Source organism: Streptomyces fildesensis (genome assembly GCF_016107395.1).
Lineage (GTDB): Bacteria > Actinomycetota > Actinomycetes > Streptomycetales > Streptomycetaceae > Actinacidiphila > Actinacidiphila fildesensis.
On record NZ_JAAIKO010000009.1, the window covers coordinates 140,864 to 158,207 of the forward strand.

Annotated in this window: 14 protein-coding genes and 2 pseudogenes; 8 read left to right on the forward strand and 8 right to left on the reverse strand. The window is 68.7% G+C overall.

The annotated features are described in order from the left end of the window. Positions 1–130: 130 nt before the first annotated feature. Together C6N31_RS16580 and C6N31_RS16585 are read left to right on the forward strand one after the other, a co-directional pair. A complete protein-coding gene (locus C6N31_RS16580; protein WP_138352376.1) occupies positions 131–1,732 on the forward strand; it encodes an FAD-dependent monooxygenase in 1,602 nt (533 codons plus the stop codon). Between the two features lie 118 nt (positions 1,733–1,850). Then, a complete protein-coding gene (locus C6N31_RS16585) occupies positions 1,851–2,726 on the forward strand; it encodes a cyclase family protein (RefSeq protein WP_138352377.1) in 876 nt (291 codons plus the stop codon). 605 nt (positions 2,727–3,331) lie between these two features. On the opposite strand, the gene C6N31_RS16590 is transcribed toward C6N31_RS16585, so the two are convergent. Then, entirely contained in the window at positions 3,332–3,799 is a 468-nt protein-coding gene (locus C6N31_RS16590) for a winged helix-turn-helix transcriptional regulator (protein WP_198357748.1), read from the reverse strand. A 91-nt stretch (positions 3,800–3,890) separates the two neighbouring features. Here C6N31_RS16590 and C6N31_RS16595 point away from each other — a divergent pair, with 91 nt between their 5' ends. Then, positions 3,891–4,793, forward strand: a complete 903-nt coding sequence (locus C6N31_RS16595) for an enoyl-CoA hydratase/isomerase family protein (protein ID WP_187144708.1) — start codon at positions 3,891–3,893, stop codon at positions 4,791–4,793. Between the two features lie 371 nt (positions 4,794–5,164). On the opposite strand, the gene C6N31_RS16600 is transcribed toward C6N31_RS16595, so the two are convergent. From C6N31_RS16600 to C6N31_RS16610, 3 genes are all read right to left on the reverse strand, one after another. Continuing rightward, complete coding sequence (locus C6N31_RS16600) at positions 5,165–5,824, reverse strand: hypothetical protein (protein WP_138352379.1); 660 nt, start codon at positions 5,822–5,824, stop codon at positions 5,165–5,167. Positions 5,825–6,192: 368 nt separating this feature from the next. After that, the gene (locus C6N31_RS16605; RefSeq protein WP_138352380.1) at positions 6,193–6,717 is read right to left on the reverse strand and encodes a hypothetical protein; all 525 of its coding nucleotides are present in this window, start codon (positions 6,715–6,717) and stop codon (positions 6,193–6,195) included. A 75-nt stretch (positions 6,718–6,792) separates the two neighbouring features. Then, complete coding sequence (locus tag C6N31_RS16610) at positions 6,793–7,290, reverse strand: phospholipase (RefSeq protein ID WP_138352381.1); 498 nt, start codon at positions 7,288–7,290, stop codon at positions 6,793–6,795. A gap of 614 nt (positions 7,291–7,904) precedes the next feature. On the opposite strand from C6N31_RS16610, the pseudogene C6N31_RS46090 reads away from it, so the two are divergent. Beyond that, positions 7,905–8,027 (forward strand): annotated as a pseudogene (locus C6N31_RS46090) (helix-turn-helix domain-containing protein); the annotation flags it as partial. A gap of 283 nt (positions 8,028–8,310) precedes the next feature. Here the strand turns inward: C6N31_RS46090 and C6N31_RS43870 are convergent. Then, positions 8,311–8,520, reverse strand: a pseudogene (locus C6N31_RS43870) (sigma factor); the annotation flags it as partial. Positions 8,521–8,662: 142 nt separating this feature from the next. On the opposite strand from C6N31_RS43870, the gene C6N31_RS16625 reads away from it, so the two are divergent. Beyond that, positions 8,663–9,625 carry a L,D-transpeptidase gene (locus tag C6N31_RS16625; protein ID WP_138352382.1) on the forward strand — a complete coding sequence of 321 codons (963 nt, stop codon included), beginning with the start codon at positions 8,663–8,665 and terminating at the stop codon, positions 9,623–9,625. Positions 9,626–9,716: 91 nt separating this feature from the next. On the opposite strand, the gene C6N31_RS16630 is transcribed toward C6N31_RS16625, so the two are convergent. Both C6N31_RS16630 and C6N31_RS16635 read right to left on the reverse strand, forming a co-directional pair. Beyond that, positions 9,717–10,613 carry an RNA polymerase sigma-70 factor gene (locus C6N31_RS16630; protein WP_138352383.1) on the reverse strand — a complete coding sequence of 299 codons (897 nt, stop codon included), beginning with the start codon at positions 10,611–10,613 and terminating at the stop codon, positions 9,717–9,719. Positions 10,614–10,723: 110 nt separating this feature from the next. After that, positions 10,724–11,929, reverse strand: coding sequence for an NAD(P)/FAD-dependent oxidoreductase (locus C6N31_RS16635; RefSeq protein WP_138352384.1), 1,206 nt, complete (start codon positions 11,927–11,929; stop codon positions 10,724–10,726). A 380-nt stretch (positions 11,930–12,309) separates the two neighbouring features. Between C6N31_RS16635 and C6N31_RS16640 the strand changes: the two genes are divergently transcribed. Continuing rightward, a complete protein-coding gene (locus C6N31_RS16640; protein ID WP_138352385.1) occupies positions 12,310–13,143 on the forward strand; it encodes an SDR family oxidoreductase in 834 nt (277 codons plus the stop codon). A gap of 403 nt (positions 13,144–13,546) precedes the next feature. Next, positions 13,547–13,981 carry an ester cyclase gene (locus tag C6N31_RS16645; RefSeq protein ID WP_138352386.1) on the forward strand — a complete coding sequence of 145 codons (435 nt, stop codon included), beginning with the start codon at positions 13,547–13,549 and terminating at the stop codon, positions 13,979–13,981. Positions 13,982–14,010: 29 nt separating this feature from the next. On the opposite strand, the gene C6N31_RS16650 is transcribed toward C6N31_RS16645, so the two are convergent. Further along, positions 14,011–14,715: a TetR/AcrR family transcriptional regulator gene (locus C6N31_RS16650; protein WP_198357749.1), complete on the reverse strand. Its 705-nt coding sequence runs from the start codon at positions 14,713–14,715 to the stop codon at positions 14,011–14,013. 261 nt (positions 14,716–14,976) lie between these two features. On the opposite strand from C6N31_RS16650, the gene C6N31_RS16655 reads away from it, so the two are divergent. Next, complete coding sequence (locus tag C6N31_RS16655; protein ID WP_198357750.1) at positions 14,977–17,220, forward strand: MMPL family transporter; 2,244 nt, start codon at positions 14,977–14,979, stop codon at positions 17,218–17,220. Positions 17,221–17,344 lie beyond the last annotated feature (124 nt).

The window sequence follows — 17,344 nt, forward strand, 5'->3', positions numbered from 1 at the left end:
CCTCGTTGCAGAAGTGCGGGCAGCGGCAGATATGCGTCCGCGCGATCCTCAGCCGTCATGGTTCGTGGGTCTCCTCGCTCGTAAGATACCGTCCCTGTGTCAGCGAAGCTAACTCAGGGAGCGTGGTCGCATGACAGGCTATGACGTGGATGTCCTCGTGGCAGGGGCCGGTCCAGTGGGGCTGATGGCGGCATCACGGCTGGCCCACTCGGGGGTGTCGGTTCGCTTGGTGGATGCCGCGACTGGTCCGGCGACGACCAGTCGTGCGCTGGGTGCCCATGCCCGGAGCCTGGAGATCTACGACCAGCTCGGGATCGTCGGCGAGATCGCGCCGCACGGCACGAGGATCAACACGTTCGTCCGCCACCAGGGCGGGCGCGGGATGCGGCTCGACTTCGACTTCGCCGGTCTGCCGACCCGGTTCCCGTACATGTTCAACATCGATCAGGTGATCATCGAACGCGTACTCCGTGGCGCCGCCGCGTCGGCCGGGGTCGCGGTGGAGTGGAACACGCGGCTGGAGTCGTTCCAGCACGACGACGAAGCCGTCACGGCCGTACTGCGCGGCGGCGACGGATCCGGCGCGGCGCACGAGACCGTGCGCGCTCGGTACCTGTGGGGCTGCGACGGCGGGCACTCGACCGTCCGCAAGACGCTCCGGCTGCCCCTGACGGGCGAGCCCGCCCACACCTGGCTGATCGCCGACGCGATCGTGCACACCGACGTGGACCGCGACGGCGTGCACTGGCTGTTCCCACCGGGCGGCGCGCTGATGCTGTTCCCGTTCCCGGAGCCGGGCAAATGGCGGCTGCTGGACACCACCGGTGAAGGGCAGCCCGAGGACCCCGAGCAGATAGCCCGGCAGTTCGGCACCAAGCTGTCGCAGGCACTGGAGCGCGACACCGTCGTCGAGAACCCCAGCTGGGCGTCGAAGTTCACCATCCAGCAGCGCGCGGTACCCGCAATGCACGCCGGGCGGTGCTTCGTCTCGGGCGACGCCGCCCATGTCCATTCCCCGGCGTCGGGGCAGGGCCTCAACACCGGTGTCCAGGACGCGTACAACCTGGCGTGGAAGCTGGCCATGGTCATCCACGGCCAGGCCGACACCACCCTGCTCGACACCTACAACGCCGAGCGCGTCCCCATCGGCCAGGCCCTGCTCGCCTCCACCAGCAAGGTCATGGGAACCGTCATGGTCGACACCGCCGGCGGCACCCCGGAGTCCCCCGAGTCGATGCGTGAGTTCCAGCACCAGCTCATCCGGAGCATGTCCGGTCTGGCCATCGCCTATCCCGACAGCCCGCTGACGGTCCCCGACGACGAGCCGGGCGAGGGCCCGCGCCCCGGCGAGCGGCTCACCCAGATCTCAGCCGCCGACGCGCAGTCACCCGGTTGGACCACTCTGCGGGCGGAGCTCAGGTCACCCGCCTGGCACCTGCTCCATTTCACCGGGAGCGAGAAAGCCACCGGGCAAGATCACCTCACCTCCGAGGCCGGGGCGCTGCCAGCCTGGGTGGACACCGTGACGATCAGCCAGGAGCGCCCGGACGGCGACCACGGTGTGTGGGACCCCGACGGTCGGGTCCACGACACACTGGCCGCGACCGCCGGGGACTGGATCCTCGTCCGCCCCGACGGCTACCTCAGCGCCCGTGGCACCGGAGGCACCAGCCTCCGCGCCGCCCTGAGCCGGCTGACGAGCCTGCGCAAGCCGGAGCCGACACGCGCGTGATCAACGGATACCGCCCTGCGCATTGCAGGAGAGCACACAGGGCGGGTGGATTCGGTGGGGCTTTGCTGCGGCACGACACTGCGGCAAAGCCCCAGGACACGAGGAAAGTGAGATCCGTATGAACGAGAACGATCTGCCCCTCAACTGGGGACGCTGGGGTGACGCCGACGAGATCGGTGCGCTCAACCTGATCGACGACGCGGCACGCTCACGCGCCGCGGCCGAAGTACACGACGCGACCTCGGTGAGCCTTGCGCGTCCCACTGCCCCCATACCGCTCACCACTGGCCTCGCACCCGTCGGGAATCCCGCCACGATGCCTGCGCCCGTCATGCAGGTCGTGAACTTCAACGGAGCCCGGCCCATGGCCCTCACGGACTCCTTGCTCATCAACACGCACAACGCTGGACTGACGCACTTCGACGCGCTTTCACACATTCCTGTCGGCGACAAGGTCTATCCCGGCGTCGCGCTGCAGGACGCCGTCACACCCACCGGAGTACGCCACGCCTCCGCTGACCACGCCGCTGGGGGCATCGTCACACGAGGCGTCCTCCTGGACCTGGCCCCCGATCGCGGCAGACTCGACGCGGACTGCCGCGTCAGCGGAACAGACCTCGACGCGGCGCTCGACCGAGCAGGTACATCGGTGCACCCAGGCGACGCGATCGTCGTCCGCGGTGGCTGGGACGTGAACCAGCCCATGACGCAGCCCGTCCCAGGGCTGGACCTCAGCGCCGTCGAGTGGCTGGACCAGCACGGTGCAGCTCTCTATATCGGTGACATCAGCGACGCCCGCCCACCCAGCTTCCCGATGCCAATGCACCAGGTCGCACTGGCACGGCTCGGTCTGCCCTTGGTGGACGCCGCCCACCTCGACGACCTTGCCGACCGGTGTGCCTCCCTACAGCGGTGGAGCTTCATGCTCGTTCTCGCGCCACCGCGTATCACGGGAACCACCGGGCTCGCGGTCAATCCGATCGCGATCTTCTGATCGCGAACCGAGCCCAGGTCCACCGCGGACCCCTCTGAGTACATGGGCGTCCATTGACACAGACTCTGCGCCCGACGATCGTCCGGACGAGTCGGCGCCCGCGGGATCCGCAAGGTAGACCTGCGCGCTTGCCGGCGGCTCCGTGAAGGCACATCTTTCGCCCGGCTGGTCACCGCGGCCAGCGCCGCAGCCTCCATCTGCACCGGACAGTACTGGCCGGCACGCGGCCGGGCATTCTGGTACCGACTCGCGCTTTGGTTGTCGTGCCATCGCGCACCGTGGCCGGATCTGGGAGAGCTTCCATGACGTCCTGAGATGCGGCGGGGCATGCCGCCGATCGGGACTGCAACGACGCGCCTTGCCTACTTCGCCTCGGTCGGAGCGCCGCCGTTTAGGAGCAGCGCACGGCCCCCTCGATGCACTTGCCTTCCGGCGGCGGGGAGCAGCCAGTTACACCCACCGGCTGGTCCGGTCAACGCCGAGTCCCCGACGTCCGGCAGTTACTGGGCTTGGATGCGCGTGACCGATTCGGCCAAGCCGCCGCTGGCCCCGTACCCGGAGGCTTCGCGGTGCGCGGGTGCAGGGGGCCGGGCGCCGTCCCGTCGTTAACCGACTTCGGGCGGGTTGGTTGCTTTTCTGTGCTGATCGTAGGCGATGTCACGGGGGTCCAGATGTTCTTCACAGTGGGTGCAGCGCAGCACCTGCTCTACAGCCCCGCCGTCGCTCGCGTGGGTCAGTGTGAGCGATGGTTTGTCGACGACCCAGCGGTCGCCCCATTGCATGAAGGCGACGGTGATGCCGTACAGGTCCCGTCCTTTGTCAGTGAACCGGTACTCCTCCCGCGGTGGCCGTTCGCTGTAGCGATGCCGTTCGAGGATTCCGTGGTCGACCAGTTTGGCGAGGCGGTCGGACAGGATGTTGCGTGCCACCCCGAGGTTGCGCTGGAAGTCCGCGAACCGCCGGACGCCGAAGAAGCACTCGCGCAGCACGAGGAACGTCCATCGGTCGCCGACCTGTTCCAGGGCGGCCGCCACGGAGTCCGCCTGGTGGTCCATACCTCTCATGCGTTCCATGACAGCAGGTTACGTGAGTTGGTTGCATATTGCTATCGACCATGCCACGGTGTCGGTAGCAGAAAGCAACCTACTCGTTCAGGGAGATCGCGTGACCCACATCGAGGACGGCGCCGCCCCGGCTCCGTCGGCCCACCGCGTCAGCCCGCCATATGAGCAACTGGTGTTCGCCGAGAACGGACCCGTCGCCCGCATCACTTTGAACCGCCCCTCGGCCCGCAACGCGTTGTCGATTCGCCTGTCCGATGAGCTGACCCACGCGTTGGAGCGCGTACGTGACAGCTCCACCGTCAAGGTCCTGGTCATCGAGGGCGCCGGCGGAACGTTCTGCGCCGGTGACGACATCACCGAAATGCACCGATGGGGCAACGCCGACGAAGTCATGCGCCGAGTGACGGGCTACCAGCACATGGCCGACACGCTGGAGCAGCTCGACAAGGTGACAGTGGCGCGCGTCGACGGCTACGCGGTCGGTGGCGGTCTGGAGATCACCATGGCCTGTGACTTCGTAGTCGCAGCAACAAGCGCAAGGTGGGGCATGCCGGAGGTTGATGTCGGCATCACCCCGGGCTGGGGCGGCACCACGCGGATGGCACGACTGATCGGACGGCGGTTGACGAAGGAGATCAACCTGCTGGGGGCCTTGCACCCGGCATCTCGGGCCGTTCAACTCACCTTGTGGAACCGGGCTGTGCCCGACGAACAGCTCGACGCTGCCGTCGAGAAATTGGTGGAGGTGGTGTTGAGCAAGAACCAGCAGGCCGTTCGGCAACTGAAATTCATCATCAACAACGGCGTCGAAGCGGATCTCAAGACCGCCCAGGCCTTTGAGAAATTGTCGGCCGGCCTGTCCGGCGCGGTCAACGGCGCATGGCGTATCGAGGACGCCGATCAATCTGCCGGCGTGATCGGCTTCCGGGACAAAAACGCACTGTGGCAGAAGCGACGCGGGCTCGCCCGGAACTTCTGGACGGACTCCCCCACAGCCGAGTGACAGACGGGGCCGGGCTCAAGGTGCGTAGGCGCCGGAGGGCGGCCCCGGCCCCGCACAAGGGCTGGCGCGGAGCTGCCCGATGGGTTTCGAGAGCTGCTGCCTGATCCGGTCGGCAAACGCGAAAATTCCATGAGCCGGCCGCGGGCGTGGGTGTCCTCGAAGTAGGCACGACCCCGCCGTGTGACGTCACCGCATGATGGCTCCTCCTGGCCCAGTGTCTGCCCCCGCGGGGCCTGACCTGGGGGTGAAAGAACCCTCACCCCCTGCGGGGCGGGTGAGGGTTCTTCACCACGCCTCTCGTGGGGCCTGGAAGGCAGGTGGTTGTCGGGCCGCCAGCTATTCACCGGCCCGGTGCCGTTGACCTGAAGGCGTCAGCCGGGCAGGTGGGCCGGCAGGCAGCTGCGAGGGATGAAGTACCAACTCTGCTGGCCGGAGCCATCGGTGCCGCCGGCGCGCTGATCGCGGATCATGACCCACTTGCCGTCGCGCGAGACATACCGCCACAGCACGGTCTGCCCGATGGCGACACGGCCGTTCACCGTCGAGCTGGGGGTCGCGGTGGCCTGCCAAGGACGCACATTGCCATAGCCGGTGATGTGGCTTCCGTCCCACGTTCGACAGCTGGCGCCCGCCACGGTGGCTACCGTGGCACCGTCATCGGTGGAGCCGCCGATCTGGCCGTTGGTGAATGTCGAGGTCGGCAGACTCGTCGCTGCTCCGCAGCTGTCACCGCTGGACGCATCCCCCGCGACGGCACCCGAGTAGATCCACAAACAGCTGTTCACGTCGCCGTAGATGCGGCCCCAGCGATATCCGCTGTTCTGATCCCCGTGGACATCCACAGTCCAGTTGCGGTAGGCGGTTCCTATCACGTAGGAGTGGGGGGCTCGCCGCAGCAGGGTGTAGTCCGTGGTCACGTGTTTGCGGACCGCTGCGTCGGCCGAGGGTTCCTGTCCGGCCACCAGGGGCACGACGGCGACCGCGGCTGTTGTGGCCAGCCCGAGTATCAGTGCCTGAGTTCGTCGGAGCATTCTCTGGTTTCTCCTTGATGCTTGATCGGCTCTGTTCTTCGGCTCTGTTCTTCGAACCCGCCCGTCCCCGGCGGACCTGCGTGGGGCTGGGGTGAAGCGGGGGTGTGCATCACGGGCCTCCCTGATTTCCCTGGCTGGTCGGCAAGAGACTGCCGGCCGACGCAGACCGCCGGGGCCGTCGAACTATGCACATCTCGGACGGGGACCTGGCAACTGTCACAGGTACAGGGCCCGTCGGCCGTGACAAGGACTTGCCCGCGGAAGGTCTGACTCCGTCTCGAGCTGGCCGAAGTCACCCAATGATCATGTACTCGTTGCGGGGAAGACCCCCCGCCGGACGAGGGAGCCTTAGCGCTGGGCGTGCCGTGTCAGCACCCGCCGCAGTTGTAGAACGTCACGTCCCAGTGGCTGCCCTCATCGGCGTAGACATTGCCGGATCCGGACTTGTACTGAGGAGCGCCGTCGCCGCGGACGCCGATATAGGCGAAGGTGCGCTTGATGTAGTTCGTGAGACACGTCCGCTTGGCGAAGTCGAGTTTGTAGCCGTTCCAGTGCGAGTAGGTGCCACCGGCGTGTCCGGTCTCCGTGCCGCCGGTGATGTTCAGCGCGCAGCCCGTCGCGCGCTTCAGCACCTGGGCGCCCTGGGCGGTGGAGAGGTTGAGCTGATCGAAGGACGTACAGGTGGAGACGTTCCGGTTGGAGCAGCCGCCCGAGGACGACCAGGTGATACCGGATGAGCTGAAGCGGGCGGTTGCCTGGGAGTGGGTGAGCTTGGTGGCTGCGTGCGCCTGGGAGGCGCCGCTGCCGAGGACGCCGATGCCGGGGATGAAGAGCGCGCTGAGGACGAGGGCCAGAGTGGTGAGGGCGGAGCGCAGACGCAAACGAGACGGCATGGGAGGGTTCTTTCTGCTCATGACAAATCACGGGGCGGTCTCTGGGCCGCCGGGGAGGTGATGCCGGCAAACTCCTCAGGCGGCCTGCGGCAGTTCAGTGGAGTGCGCCTTGACCGGTGTGCTGCCGAAGATGTCGACGGCGTGGTAGTACGCCCATGCCGTGCTGTTGCACGAGGTCCGCTTTGCTCCGGAGTAGCCGGCGCATACGCGCTTGAGGTCCGCGTAGAACGCGGAGTCGATTCGGGACTTGTTGGCGGAGAACGTGCCGGCCGCCTTGTAGTTGCGGTAGCCGAAGTCGTGGCGGATGCAGGCCTTTTGGAAGGGGAAGCCGAGCGGGTTGTCGGGGGAGGTACTGCAGGCGTCCGTCGACCAGTTGAAACCATATGCAGTCCAAGCGCCCCGGTTGCTGCGGGCGGCGTTGAAGGCGTTGTAGCTGGAGACGCTTGTCTGGGTCCAGGAGCTGAGGACCCGCGACTTGTCGGAAGGGGCAGCTGAAGCAGATACAGCGGGAATCAGGGCGAGCGGGAGCGACAGAACTACCGCGGCGAGTGGAAGGGCGAAGCGGCGACGCATCAGTGATCTCCAGGAGACGAAGGGAAGCCGCGCTCCTCGTGGGTCCCACGAGGTCGATCCAGAGCGAGGTCATGCACAGCCATACCGAATGGCGACAGGTCGCCAAGGAGGCGGGCGGGACGAGCTCCATCCGTTCGGGATGCCTGGATCAGATTGCGCAGATCACGTTCTAGAGCGGAGACGTTGCGCACTGGTTGCGCACTGGTTGCGCGCGTCCTGAGAAGCAGGGGTCCAAGCGCGAATCCAGCCTGACCGCCCACCGCCCCGCGGGACGCCCGATGACGACGCCACACATCCGGGGGCGTACTTCCTGCACGCGTCTCCTACGAGCAGATCACCTTGTCTCCAGCCGCCCTCTTTACCCACGGACACCGACTGTCAGGGCGGCAACCGAGACTGCGACGCTCCTGGCCCGCCTGGCCGGCGCGCACGTGCTGGCCCGCCGCGGTGGCCGCTGAACCGGCTGCCGTCGCCCAGGCCGCGCCCGTGTCCGCCGAACTCGTCCAGGTCGCTGCGGCAGCCGGCCGCGAACCGGGGCAGTACGGGCCGGAGTACCTGGCACTGGAATACCAGCGCAGCCGCCCCGGCCCCGCACGGCAGAATGTCGCCCCGCGCTGCTCGAGCCCCTTGACGGACGCAAGGATCTACTCGACACCCTCGCCGCGTTCCTCGACTGTGACGACGACCGTCACTGCACCGCTGTGCGCCTGCAGATCCACCCCAACACCGTGCTTTGCCGTCTGCGTGCTGTACCGGCTGTGCAAGATCGCTGCTCTCACCGGCCTCGTCCCTATCCGCGCCAGCGACCTGCCCGCACTCCACGCCGCCCTGGCCTGCCGACGAGTCGCCCAGACCCAACCAGGGGCCGGCTGATCGCCAGCCAGCAATCCACCGGCAGGAAAGTCGGAGCGGTTCAGACTTCAAGGGACAAGATCGTGAGACGGAAGTGCCGCGTCCCTCAAATGAGACAGCTGGAAAAGCCCAGGCCGCCAGATCAGAACGGGACAATCCGAATGCGGACCTACACACGGCGAGCCGTACCGCCACCGTACGGATCCACGCCTCCGGCGCGCCCTCGGCCAGGAGTGCCCCGCGCCGGTCCCAGGCCCGTACAAAGGCTTCCTGCACCACGTCCTGCGCCTCGCTGTGATCGCCCGTCAGCGCGTACAGCTGCCCTACGAGACGGGGGAACGCCGCCGCGTAGAAGACATCGAATTCCTCCTCGGTCACGAGCGCAAGGACTCCCGTTCCGGGCTCGTGGTTCCCTGCGGAGATTTCCGTGTCCCAGATGCAACCTGCCGCCCCTCCCATGCGTACAGAAGCCGTACCGAGCCAGCTGACCTGCAGCTGTCTTTCCCCGGGGGAGGATCCCATGCCACGCCACACCCGCGTCCGTCACCGCGCCACCACCGCTCTCGCCGCAGTCGGCCTGATCGGCGGGTTGTCGCTCACCGCATGCCAGGGCGCCGGTGTGACACCGAACGCCGCCGCAGCGGAGCGCAGCCGGCCCGCCACCACGGCCGCTGCCGCCGCGCCGACCGCGACCGAGCCCACGCAGCCCGCGCCGTCCCGGGCCGCCCTCGACCGTCTGGCCACCGCCTCGGTCAATATCTCCGACGGTCTGGAGGTCGGCGTCGGCATGCCGATATCGGTGACCTTCAAGCACCCGATACCCGCGGCCGAACGCGCCGACGTCGAGCGTTTGTTGAAGGTCACGGCCGACCCGGGGGTCACGGGGAGCTGGGCCTGGATCAAGGACCGCAATCTGAACGACGGCCAGCGCGTCGACTTCCGCCCGAAGGCCTACTGGAAGCCGGGCACCAAGGTCAGCCTCCACGCGGGCCCCGGTATCTCCCGTACCTTCACCATTGCCCGCTCCCTTGTCGCCACCGTTGACGTCCGCACCCACCGGATGACCGTCGTCAAGGACGGAGCCGCGAACCGGACCATCCCGATCACCGCGGGCGCACCGGGTATGGACACCTGGAACGGCACGATGGTCGTCTCCGACAAGGAACGCTCGGTGATGATGGACTCCCGCACGGTCGGCTACGGCGACTCCTACCTCGGGCGGTACAACTACGCCGTCCACCTCACGACCTCGGGCACCTACCTCCACGAGAACCCCAAGGCCAACACCTACGGCGGCCACAGCAACGTCACCCACGGCTGCATAGGCCTCGCCAGCGACGGAACGGCCCGCCGCTTCTTCGAGCAGGTCATCCCCGGCGACGTCATCCGCGTCACCGGATCCAAGGACCAGGTCGCCGCCGGCAACGGCTACGGAGACTGGAATGTCTCATGGTCCGCATGGCTCGCCCTCAGCGCCCTCTGATCCGTCTCCGTCGGCGCGGGGCGTCCACTGCCCCGCGCCGACGGCCGGCCCGCCGCTCTCGACCCGGGGACCGAAGAGCGCGTACGAGGCCTCACCCCAGGGTGAGCGGGGTCTCGGATGCGACGCGGGACAGCTTCTCGGGGTTGCGGACGTAGTAGATGCCGCTGATGCGGGCGTCCTCGACACGGACCGCCATGATGCCGTCGAGCTCCCCGTCCAGGTGTACGAGGAGTGCCGGGTTGCCGTTGATCATGGTGGGGGCGACAGTGATCGGGCTCTTCTCCTTGCCGAGACCACCGATCATGAAGCGGGCCACCTTCTCGGCGCCGATGATCGGCCGCAGCGCGGCCCGCTTGACTCCGCCGCCATCGCCCATCAGGACGACCTCCGGGGCGAGCACGTCGAGGAGGTCCTGCGGATTGCCGGTTTCGAGTACGCGCCGGAACGACTCCAGGGCGGCCCGGGTCTCGCCCTGGGAGACCACCTGGCGAGGGCGCCGGGCGTCGACGTGCCGGCGGGCGCGGTGCGCGATCTGGCGGACGGCCGCGGGGCTCTTGTCGACGGCGGCCGCGATCTCGTCGTAGCCGACATCGAACGCCTCGCGCAGTACGAAGACGGCGCGCTCGGTCGGCGACAGCGTCTCGAGGATGAGCATCATCGCCATCGACACGCTCTCGGCGAGCTCGACGTCATCGGCCACGTCCGGCGCGGTGAGCAGCGGCTCGGGCAGCCACTGGCCGACATACGCCTCCCTGCGGCGACTCATCGCGCGCAGCCGGTTGAGCGCCTGCCGGGTCGTGATCCGGACCAGGTAGGCGCGCTGGTCGCGCACCTGCTCCAGGTCGACCTTGACCCAGCGCAGCCACGTCTCCTGGAGGACGTCCTCGGCGTCGGCCGCTGATCCGAGCATCTCGTAGGCGACGGTGAAGAGCAGGTTGCGGTGGGCGACGAACGTCTCGGTCGCCAGGTCAGTGGCCTGGTCGCTCATATCTCGACCCTTCTCCTTCGCGGCCGGCCTTGGTTGCCGACGGCCTTCAAGCGTGTATCGACGGCAAGATTCTCATTCGTCAGCAGCCCGGATCCGCCCCGGGGGCCAGGTCAGGCCGCGGGCTGGGCGGTGGCTTTCGTCTCGCCGCGCCGGTCCTGCAGCAACTGCTGGCGCTTGGCACCTCCGGAAACGCGGTGCAGGCTGTACGAACCGGGCTTGCCCGCCTCGTCGGCCAGATGCTTGACGATCCCCTTGCACACGAACTCCTTGAGCCTCGCACCGGAGCGACCGTCGATGTGGAACCAGAGCGCGACGTCGTAGCGGTGGGCGAACTGGAAGATGCCGGCGCGCCGGCCCAGGCTGATGCACTGGCCGGCGAACGCCTGGTTGAGGGGCGAGGGCTGCTCACCGGCGATCCGGCTGAGCACCGTGTCGGCGGCCCGCGCGCCCAGCGGCATCGCGGCCTGGCAGCTCATCCGCAGCGGCAGGTCCGACGGTGCCGCCGAGTCCCCGGCCGCGACGATGCGCTCGTCGTCCACGCTGGTCAACGTCTCGTCCGTGAGCAGGCGGCCCACGGCGTCGGTGCTCAGCCCGCTGCGGGCGGCCAGGTCCGGCACACCGAAGCCGGCGGTCCACACGGTTACCGCACTGGGCAGCGTGCGGCCGTCGCGGAGTTGGACGGTGTCGCGCGCCACCGCCGTCACCTTCGTGCCGGGGCCGTCGAGCACGGTCACTCCGAGGGTGGCCAGCCGCTTGGCGACCGAGCGTCGGCCCCGGGGGTGCAGGTACGGGCCGAGCACCCCTCCGCAGACCAGGGTCACGGTGCGGCCGGCCTCCGCCAGTTCGGCGGCGGTCTCGATACCGGTCGGACCCGCTCCGACCACCGTCACCGCGGCCGTTGCCGGCGCGGCGTCGAGGACCGGCCGCAGCCGCTGTGCCTCCTCCAGACTGGCGATCGGGTAGGCGAACTCGCCCGCTCCGGGCACGCGCGGGTCGGCGCTGCCACTGCCCACCGCGTAGATCAGATAGTCGTAGCCGACCGCGCCGCCCGACGCCAACGCCACGCTGCGTTCGGCCGCGTCGATCCGGGCCACGGAATCGACCACCAACTCGATTCCCGCACGCAGGACTTCGCTGTACTCGACGACAGCGTCGTCGGACCCGCCCACCAGTTGGTGCAGCCGGATCCGCTCGACGAAGCTCCGGCGCGGGTTGATCAGCGTCACGGTCACGTCGTCGCGCTGCGTCAGGCGGTTGGCCGCCATGACGCCGGCGTATCCTCCGCCGATCACGACCACATTGCTGTTCCCGGTCACGGTGTCTCCATTCGTTGTCTGCTATTCGGGCACAAGACACCGCGGGGCCGGTCCCTGTGACAGCGTGTGAGTCAGATCACTCCACGGGACGTCGGCCCGGCATCGGCGCCATCGTCCGATGGGCCGGTGCCGCCGTGAGCTGACCGTCGGGGTGGCCGCCGATCGTGCCTGCGGCGGCCGCGTGGGGGCGCCTGTCTGTGCGCCCGGGCGTCTCCGTGCGCCCCCGCGGGAGGGGTGACCGTGCACCGGAACCCCCTGACCATGAACTGCGGCCATCAGCCGGGCGGCAGCGACCGTGACTCCGCGGGGGCGGCGACGGCACGGCGGTCACCGCGGGGCGCCACGATCATCCGGAACAACTCAGTCATGACGGGGGAACGATGGGACGACGCTGGCTGGTCACGGGATGCTCCTCCGGCCTCGGGCACGCACTGGCCACGGCCGCGGCCCGGGCCGGGGACGAACTGGCGGTCACCGCCCGCAAGACCGCCGACCTGGAGGAGCTGGCCGCCACCTGGCCCGGCCGTATCACCCCGATTCCCCTCGAGTTACGTGACGCCGCCTCGTGCGAGGAGGCCGTCCGTATCGCGGTCGACCGTCTCGGCGGTATCGACATCCTCGTGAACAACGCCGGCGTCGGACTGTTCGGCGCGGTCGAGGAGGTCTCGGACGCCGAACTCCGCGACCAGCTGGAGACGCTGCTGGTCGGCCCATGGCGGCTCACCCGCCTCGTCCTGCCGTTGATGCGGACCCAGGGACACGGCCACATCCTCAACGTCTCCTCCGTGGTGGGCCGGATAGCCTTCCCGGGGCTGGCCGCCTACGTCGCCGGAAAGCACGCCCTCGAAGGCATGAGCCAGGCGCTGACCATCGAGGCCGCCCCGCACAACATCCGCGTCACCGTGCTCGAACCGGGCATGTTCGCCACGCGCTACGGCACGTCCATGACAGAAGCGGGCCATCGGGTCCCCGCGTACGACGGGACGAACCGCGAGATGCTCGAAGGCTCCCGCGGCCTTGCGGACCATCCCGAGACCGGCCGCCCCGAGGACTTCGCGGCACGGGTCCTCGACATCGTCGCCGCCGCCGCGCCCACACCCCTGCGGATCCCGGTCGGCGACGACGCGTACGGCTATCTGGACCAGGCGGAACAGGAGGCCCGCGAGGAGTTCGCCGCGGCCCGGATTCTCGCGCGGGGTCCCCTTCCGGCCTAGCAGCAGTCGGCGACAAGGGCCCCGGAGGTTCCTCCCGTAGACGCACGGCGTTCAGGTGCGATACCCCATCACTCTCTACGTTCAGGGGGTCAAGAGATTGTCAAGCTTCTCCGGCAAGCACCCCAACACCTACGTGCACGACGTGCTCGCCCAGGTGCTGGCGCCGCGCCGCTGAGCCACCCAGCGCACGAGGCCAGGCCCCGCAGAGAGGATCTGCGGGGCCCGGCCTCGCGTGCGTTGGACGCCCGCACGCCTCGGACGAAGACGTAGCCCCTATCGGGTCGTCGTCCGCCCGGCGCGTCACATTCCCGGCGGCTGTGTCGTCCTACTGCAGAGAGACGCCGTACTGCTGAGGCGGGCCGTCCAGCAGGCGGCGAAGGAACGGACCAGAGGAGAGACCGCAATGTCGGCAACCGGGGCAACGAGCAACACAGCGACGCTCATCCGTTTCCACTCCGCGGTGAACAGCGGTGACCTGGACATCATCTCGAAGGCCATCGACGAGTTCGTCGCACCGGACGTGCTCTTCCACGCGCCGGTACCGATGGGCGCGACGGGAGGGGAGGCCATGAAGCGGGTGTGGGAGCTGCTCCTGCGCGCGTTCCCCGACATCCACGTCGCCGTCGAGGAGACGATCACGGAGGGGGACAAGGTCGTCTCCAGGAACACGGTGACCGGGACGCACCGGGGCGAGTACCGGGGCCTGGCGCCCACCGGAAGGACCGTCACCTACAACGAGATCTTCATCTTCCGCTTCGCCGGCGGGCGGATCGCCGAGATCCGCGGCGTCGTCGATGTCCTCGCGCAACTGCGCCAGCTCGGCGCCCTTCCGTCCTGACGAGGGCGGCGCCCCCGGGGCCGTAGCGCTCACGGGATCCGGCGGTGGACGTCCTCCAGCAGGTTCTGCATGGCCATGCGGAAGATCTCGGCCTGTTGGTCGCCGAGGAACGAGGTGTGCCTGAACACCTCCAGGACGACGAGGCCGTGCAGGTGCCCCCACGCACTGAGCAGCAGGGCGGTCGCGGGGGGCGGCAGATGTCCCAGACCGTAGTGCGGCAGCTGCTCCAGGTACGTCCGGAGTGCGGGCGAGAGCGAGGGGGCGTCGGCCGCGGCGAGTTGCTCCGTGGTGAAGTCCGCGAACAGCTCGCGCTCGAAGATCGAGCTCATTCGGCGTGTTGCCTGGGTGGTCGGGCCGTCGGTGGGTGCCGCGTAGTCCCGCAGCGGCGTTCCGTACAGGAGTTGGAAGTGCTCGGGATGGGCGATGGCCCATCGGCGGTAGCCCTCGGCGGCGACGACCAGACGCGGCAGGGCCGAGTCGTCCGCCGCGGTGTCGACGGCGGCCTGCACGGCATCGGCCAGGTCGTCGTACGCCTTGGTGACGAGCACTGTGACGAGGGCATCGCGGCTCGGAAAGTAGTGGTAGAGCGCCTGCACCGTCATGCCGAGGCTGCGGGCGACCGCCCGCAGGGACAGGGCCGCGGGCCCGTGTTCGGTGATGTGGCGCTCAGCGGCGTCCAGGATTTCCTGGGTTGCGGCGGCCCGGCGTCGCTCGCGCAGGGTGGGCGGAGCCATGGCGTGTTCCTCTACGGCAGGCGGCGACGGACGACGGTCGCCCCGGTGGGCCACCCGGAAACGGCAGGGTGTGAAGAAAATCTAACACTGCCAAAGTTTCTGCTGCCTCACTAACGTCGCTCGTGGCGACGAAGGGTGCGACACGCACCTGTTTCCGACGGGGTGAACCGACTCCGCGGAGCACCGCGCGCCCGGCCCCTATGGGTCAACTCCGTCCGCTTCGCGTCGTTTTCACCGTAGGGACACCAAAGGAGAGCGTGCGTGTTCGAACACATAGCTGAACTGGCGATTCGCCGGTCCCGGCTGATCCTCATCGTCGCCGTCGTGGCCGTGGCCCTCATGGGTGTCCTGGGCGCCGGCGCGTTCGGCAAGTTGCTGGGAGGCGGCTACGACGACCCGGCATCCCCGTCCACCCGGGCCGGAAAGGTCATCGACCAGAAGTTCGGCGGGGAGACGAACCTGGTCCTGCTGGTCCGCGCCGCCGAAGGGCGCGTCGACGCCCCGGCCGCCCAGCACAGCGGCCGCGCTCTGGTAGCGGACCTCAAGAAGAACCCGAACCTGGAGAACGTCATCTCCTACTGGGACACCGCCGGCCCCGAACTCCTCTCCAAGGACGGCCGCGAGGCGATGGTGCTCGCCCATGTGAAGGGTGATGACACGGAGCGGGGTGAGAACGCCAAGAGCGTCATCGACGCCTACGCAGGACCGTACGAGGGCGCACTCACCGTCCAGGCCGGCGGCGGCGCAGCCGTGACCAGCGAGATGGGCACCCAGGCAGGCGAGGATCTCGTCCTGGCCGAGAGCATCGCCGTGCCGCTCACCCTCATCCTGCTCCTGCTCGTCTTCGGCAGCATGGTCGCAGCCCTCCTGCCGCTGGCCATCGGCACCATCGCCATCGTGGGCACCTTCGCGGAGCTCTTCGTCCTCGGCAGCGTCACCGATGTCTCCGTCTTCGCGATCAACCTGACCACGGCCCTGGGGCTCGGCCTGGGCATCGACTACGCCCTGCTCATGGTCAGCCGCTTCCGGGAGCAACTCGCGGCAGGGGCGGGCGTGGACGACGCCGTCCGGCGGACGGTGAGCACCGCGGGCCGCACGGTCGCGTTCTCCGCCGCCACGGTGGCAGCAGCACTCGGAGCACTCCTGGTGTTCCCCCAGTACTTCCTGCGCTCGTTCGGCTACGCCGGGATCGGTGTCGTCGCCATCGCGGCCCTCAGTACCCTGTTCGTCATGCCGGCGCTGTTCATCGTCCTGGGGCACCGGGTCAACGGCGGGCGGCTGCCGTGGGCGAACCGAGGGCGAGGGAGCTCCGACACGCGGACCCCGTTCTGGGGACGGCTGGCCGACACGGTCATGCGGCGGCCCGCGCTCACCGCACTGCCCGTGCTCGCGGTCCTGCTGCTGGCGGCGAGCCCGCTGCTGGGCATCACCTTCGGCACACCGGACGAACGCGTGCTGCCCGACGACGCCGCGAGCCGCCAGGTCTCGTCGGTCCTGCGGGAGAAGTTCAACGGCAACGACGACGCGGCCCTCCACGTCGTCATCGACCAACCCGTCAGCAAGGCCCCGTTGGAGTCGTACGCCGTCGAACTGTCCGGACTCAAGGGCGTCGTCCGCGTCGAGACCAGCACGGGAGTCTTCGCCGGCGGACGGTCCACGGCGACCGACCCCGGCAACACCGCCCTCGGCCGCCCCGACGCACAGCAGATCAACGTGGTGAGCAGCCTGCCACCGAAGTCGGGGGAAGCTCAGAGCCTGGTCAAGGAGGTGAGGTCGATCGCCCCGCCCGCCGGGGCACACCCCCTGGTCGGCGGAGTCGACGCCGCACTGGTCGACTCCAAGGACTCCATCGCCGGCCAACTCCCACTCGCCATCGCCCTGGTCGCTCTCACCACCTTCGTCCTGCTCTTCCTGTTCACCGGCAGCGTCGTGCAGCCGCTGCGTGCGCTGCTCCTCAACATGATCAGCCTGGGGGCGACGCTCGGCGTCATGACCTGGATCTTCCAGGACGGCCACCTCTCCTCCTTGCTCGGATTCACCGCGCAGCCCATGGAGGTGTCCATGACCGTGCTGATGTTCTGCATCGCCTTCGCCCTGTCGATGGACTACGAGGTGTTCGTCACCAGCCGCATCAAGGAACTCCACGACCTGGGCGAGGACAACGAGTCCGCCGTGACCAACGGCCTCGGGCACACCGGACGCATCGTCACCGCGGCGGCGTGCCTGCTCGCGGTGAGCTTCTTCGCCTTCGGGACGGCCAAGCTCAGCTTCATGCAGATGTTCGGCCTCGGCAGCGGACTGGCCGTCCTCATCGACGCCGTCGCCGTACGCGGCATCCTCGTACCCGCAGCGATGCGTGTGCTCGGCCGCTCGGCCTGGTACGCGCCCGGCTTCCTGCGCACCTTCCACGCGCGGTTCGGCCTCAGCGAAGGCGGCCCCGCGCCCGCGGCCGCGCCGGAGCTCGTCGACGAGTCGCCGTACGCGAAGAACTCGGCGCAGGTCTGACCACGCGAGAGCGCACCCACGCAGTGCCCGCCTCCACCGCACCGGAGGCGGGCACGGTCGTGCCGCGCGATCGACTCGACGCTGCCCTGCTGACGAGTTCGCCTGCTCCCCGCCGGCCTGTCCT

What these genes read in the sequence shown, in the direction of transcription:
- C6N31_RS16630 (WP_138352383.1), bottom strand. Translation starts at nt 10,613, where the DNA reads ATGAGCGACCAGGCCACTGACCTGGCGACCGAGACGTTCGTCGCCCAC.
- C6N31_RS16605 (WP_138352380.1), bottom strand. Translation starts at nt 6,717, where the DNA reads ATGCCGTCTCGTTTGCGTCTGCGCTCCGCCCTCACCACTCTGGCCCTC.
- C6N31_RS16640 (WP_138352385.1), top strand. Translation starts at nt 12,310, where the DNA reads ATGGGACGACGCTGGCTGGTCACGGGATGCTCCTCCGGCCTCGGGCAC.
- C6N31_RS16645 (WP_138352386.1), top strand. Translation starts at nt 13,547, where the DNA reads ATGTCGGCAACCGGGGCAACGAGCAACACAGCGACGCTCATCCGTTTC.
- C6N31_RS16650 (WP_198357749.1), bottom strand. Translation starts at nt 14,715, where the DNA reads ATGGCTCCGCCCACCCTGCGCGAGCGACGCCGGGCCGCCGCAACCCAG.
- C6N31_RS16585 (WP_138352377.1), top strand. Translation starts at nt 1,851, where the DNA reads ATGAACGAGAACGATCTGCCCCTCAACTGGGGACGCTGGGGTGACGCC.
- C6N31_RS16580 (WP_138352376.1), top strand. Translation starts at nt 131, where the DNA reads ATGACAGGCTATGACGTGGATGTCCTCGTGGCAGGGGCCGGTCCAGTG.
- C6N31_RS16625 (WP_138352382.1), top strand. Translation starts at nt 8,663, where the DNA reads ATGCCACGCCACACCCGCGTCCGTCACCGCGCCACCACCGCTCTCGCC.
- C6N31_RS16610 (WP_138352381.1), bottom strand. Translation starts at nt 7,290, where the DNA reads ATGCGTCGCCGCTTCGCCCTTCCACTCGCCGCGGTAGTTCTGTCGCTC.
- C6N31_RS16590 (WP_198357748.1), bottom strand. Translation starts at nt 3,799, where the DNA reads ATGGAACGCATGAGAGGTATGGACCACCAGGCGGACTCCGTGGCGGCC.
- C6N31_RS16600 (WP_138352379.1), bottom strand. Translation starts at nt 5,824, where the DNA reads ATGCTCCGACGAACTCAGGCACTGATACTCGGGCTGGCCACAACAGCC.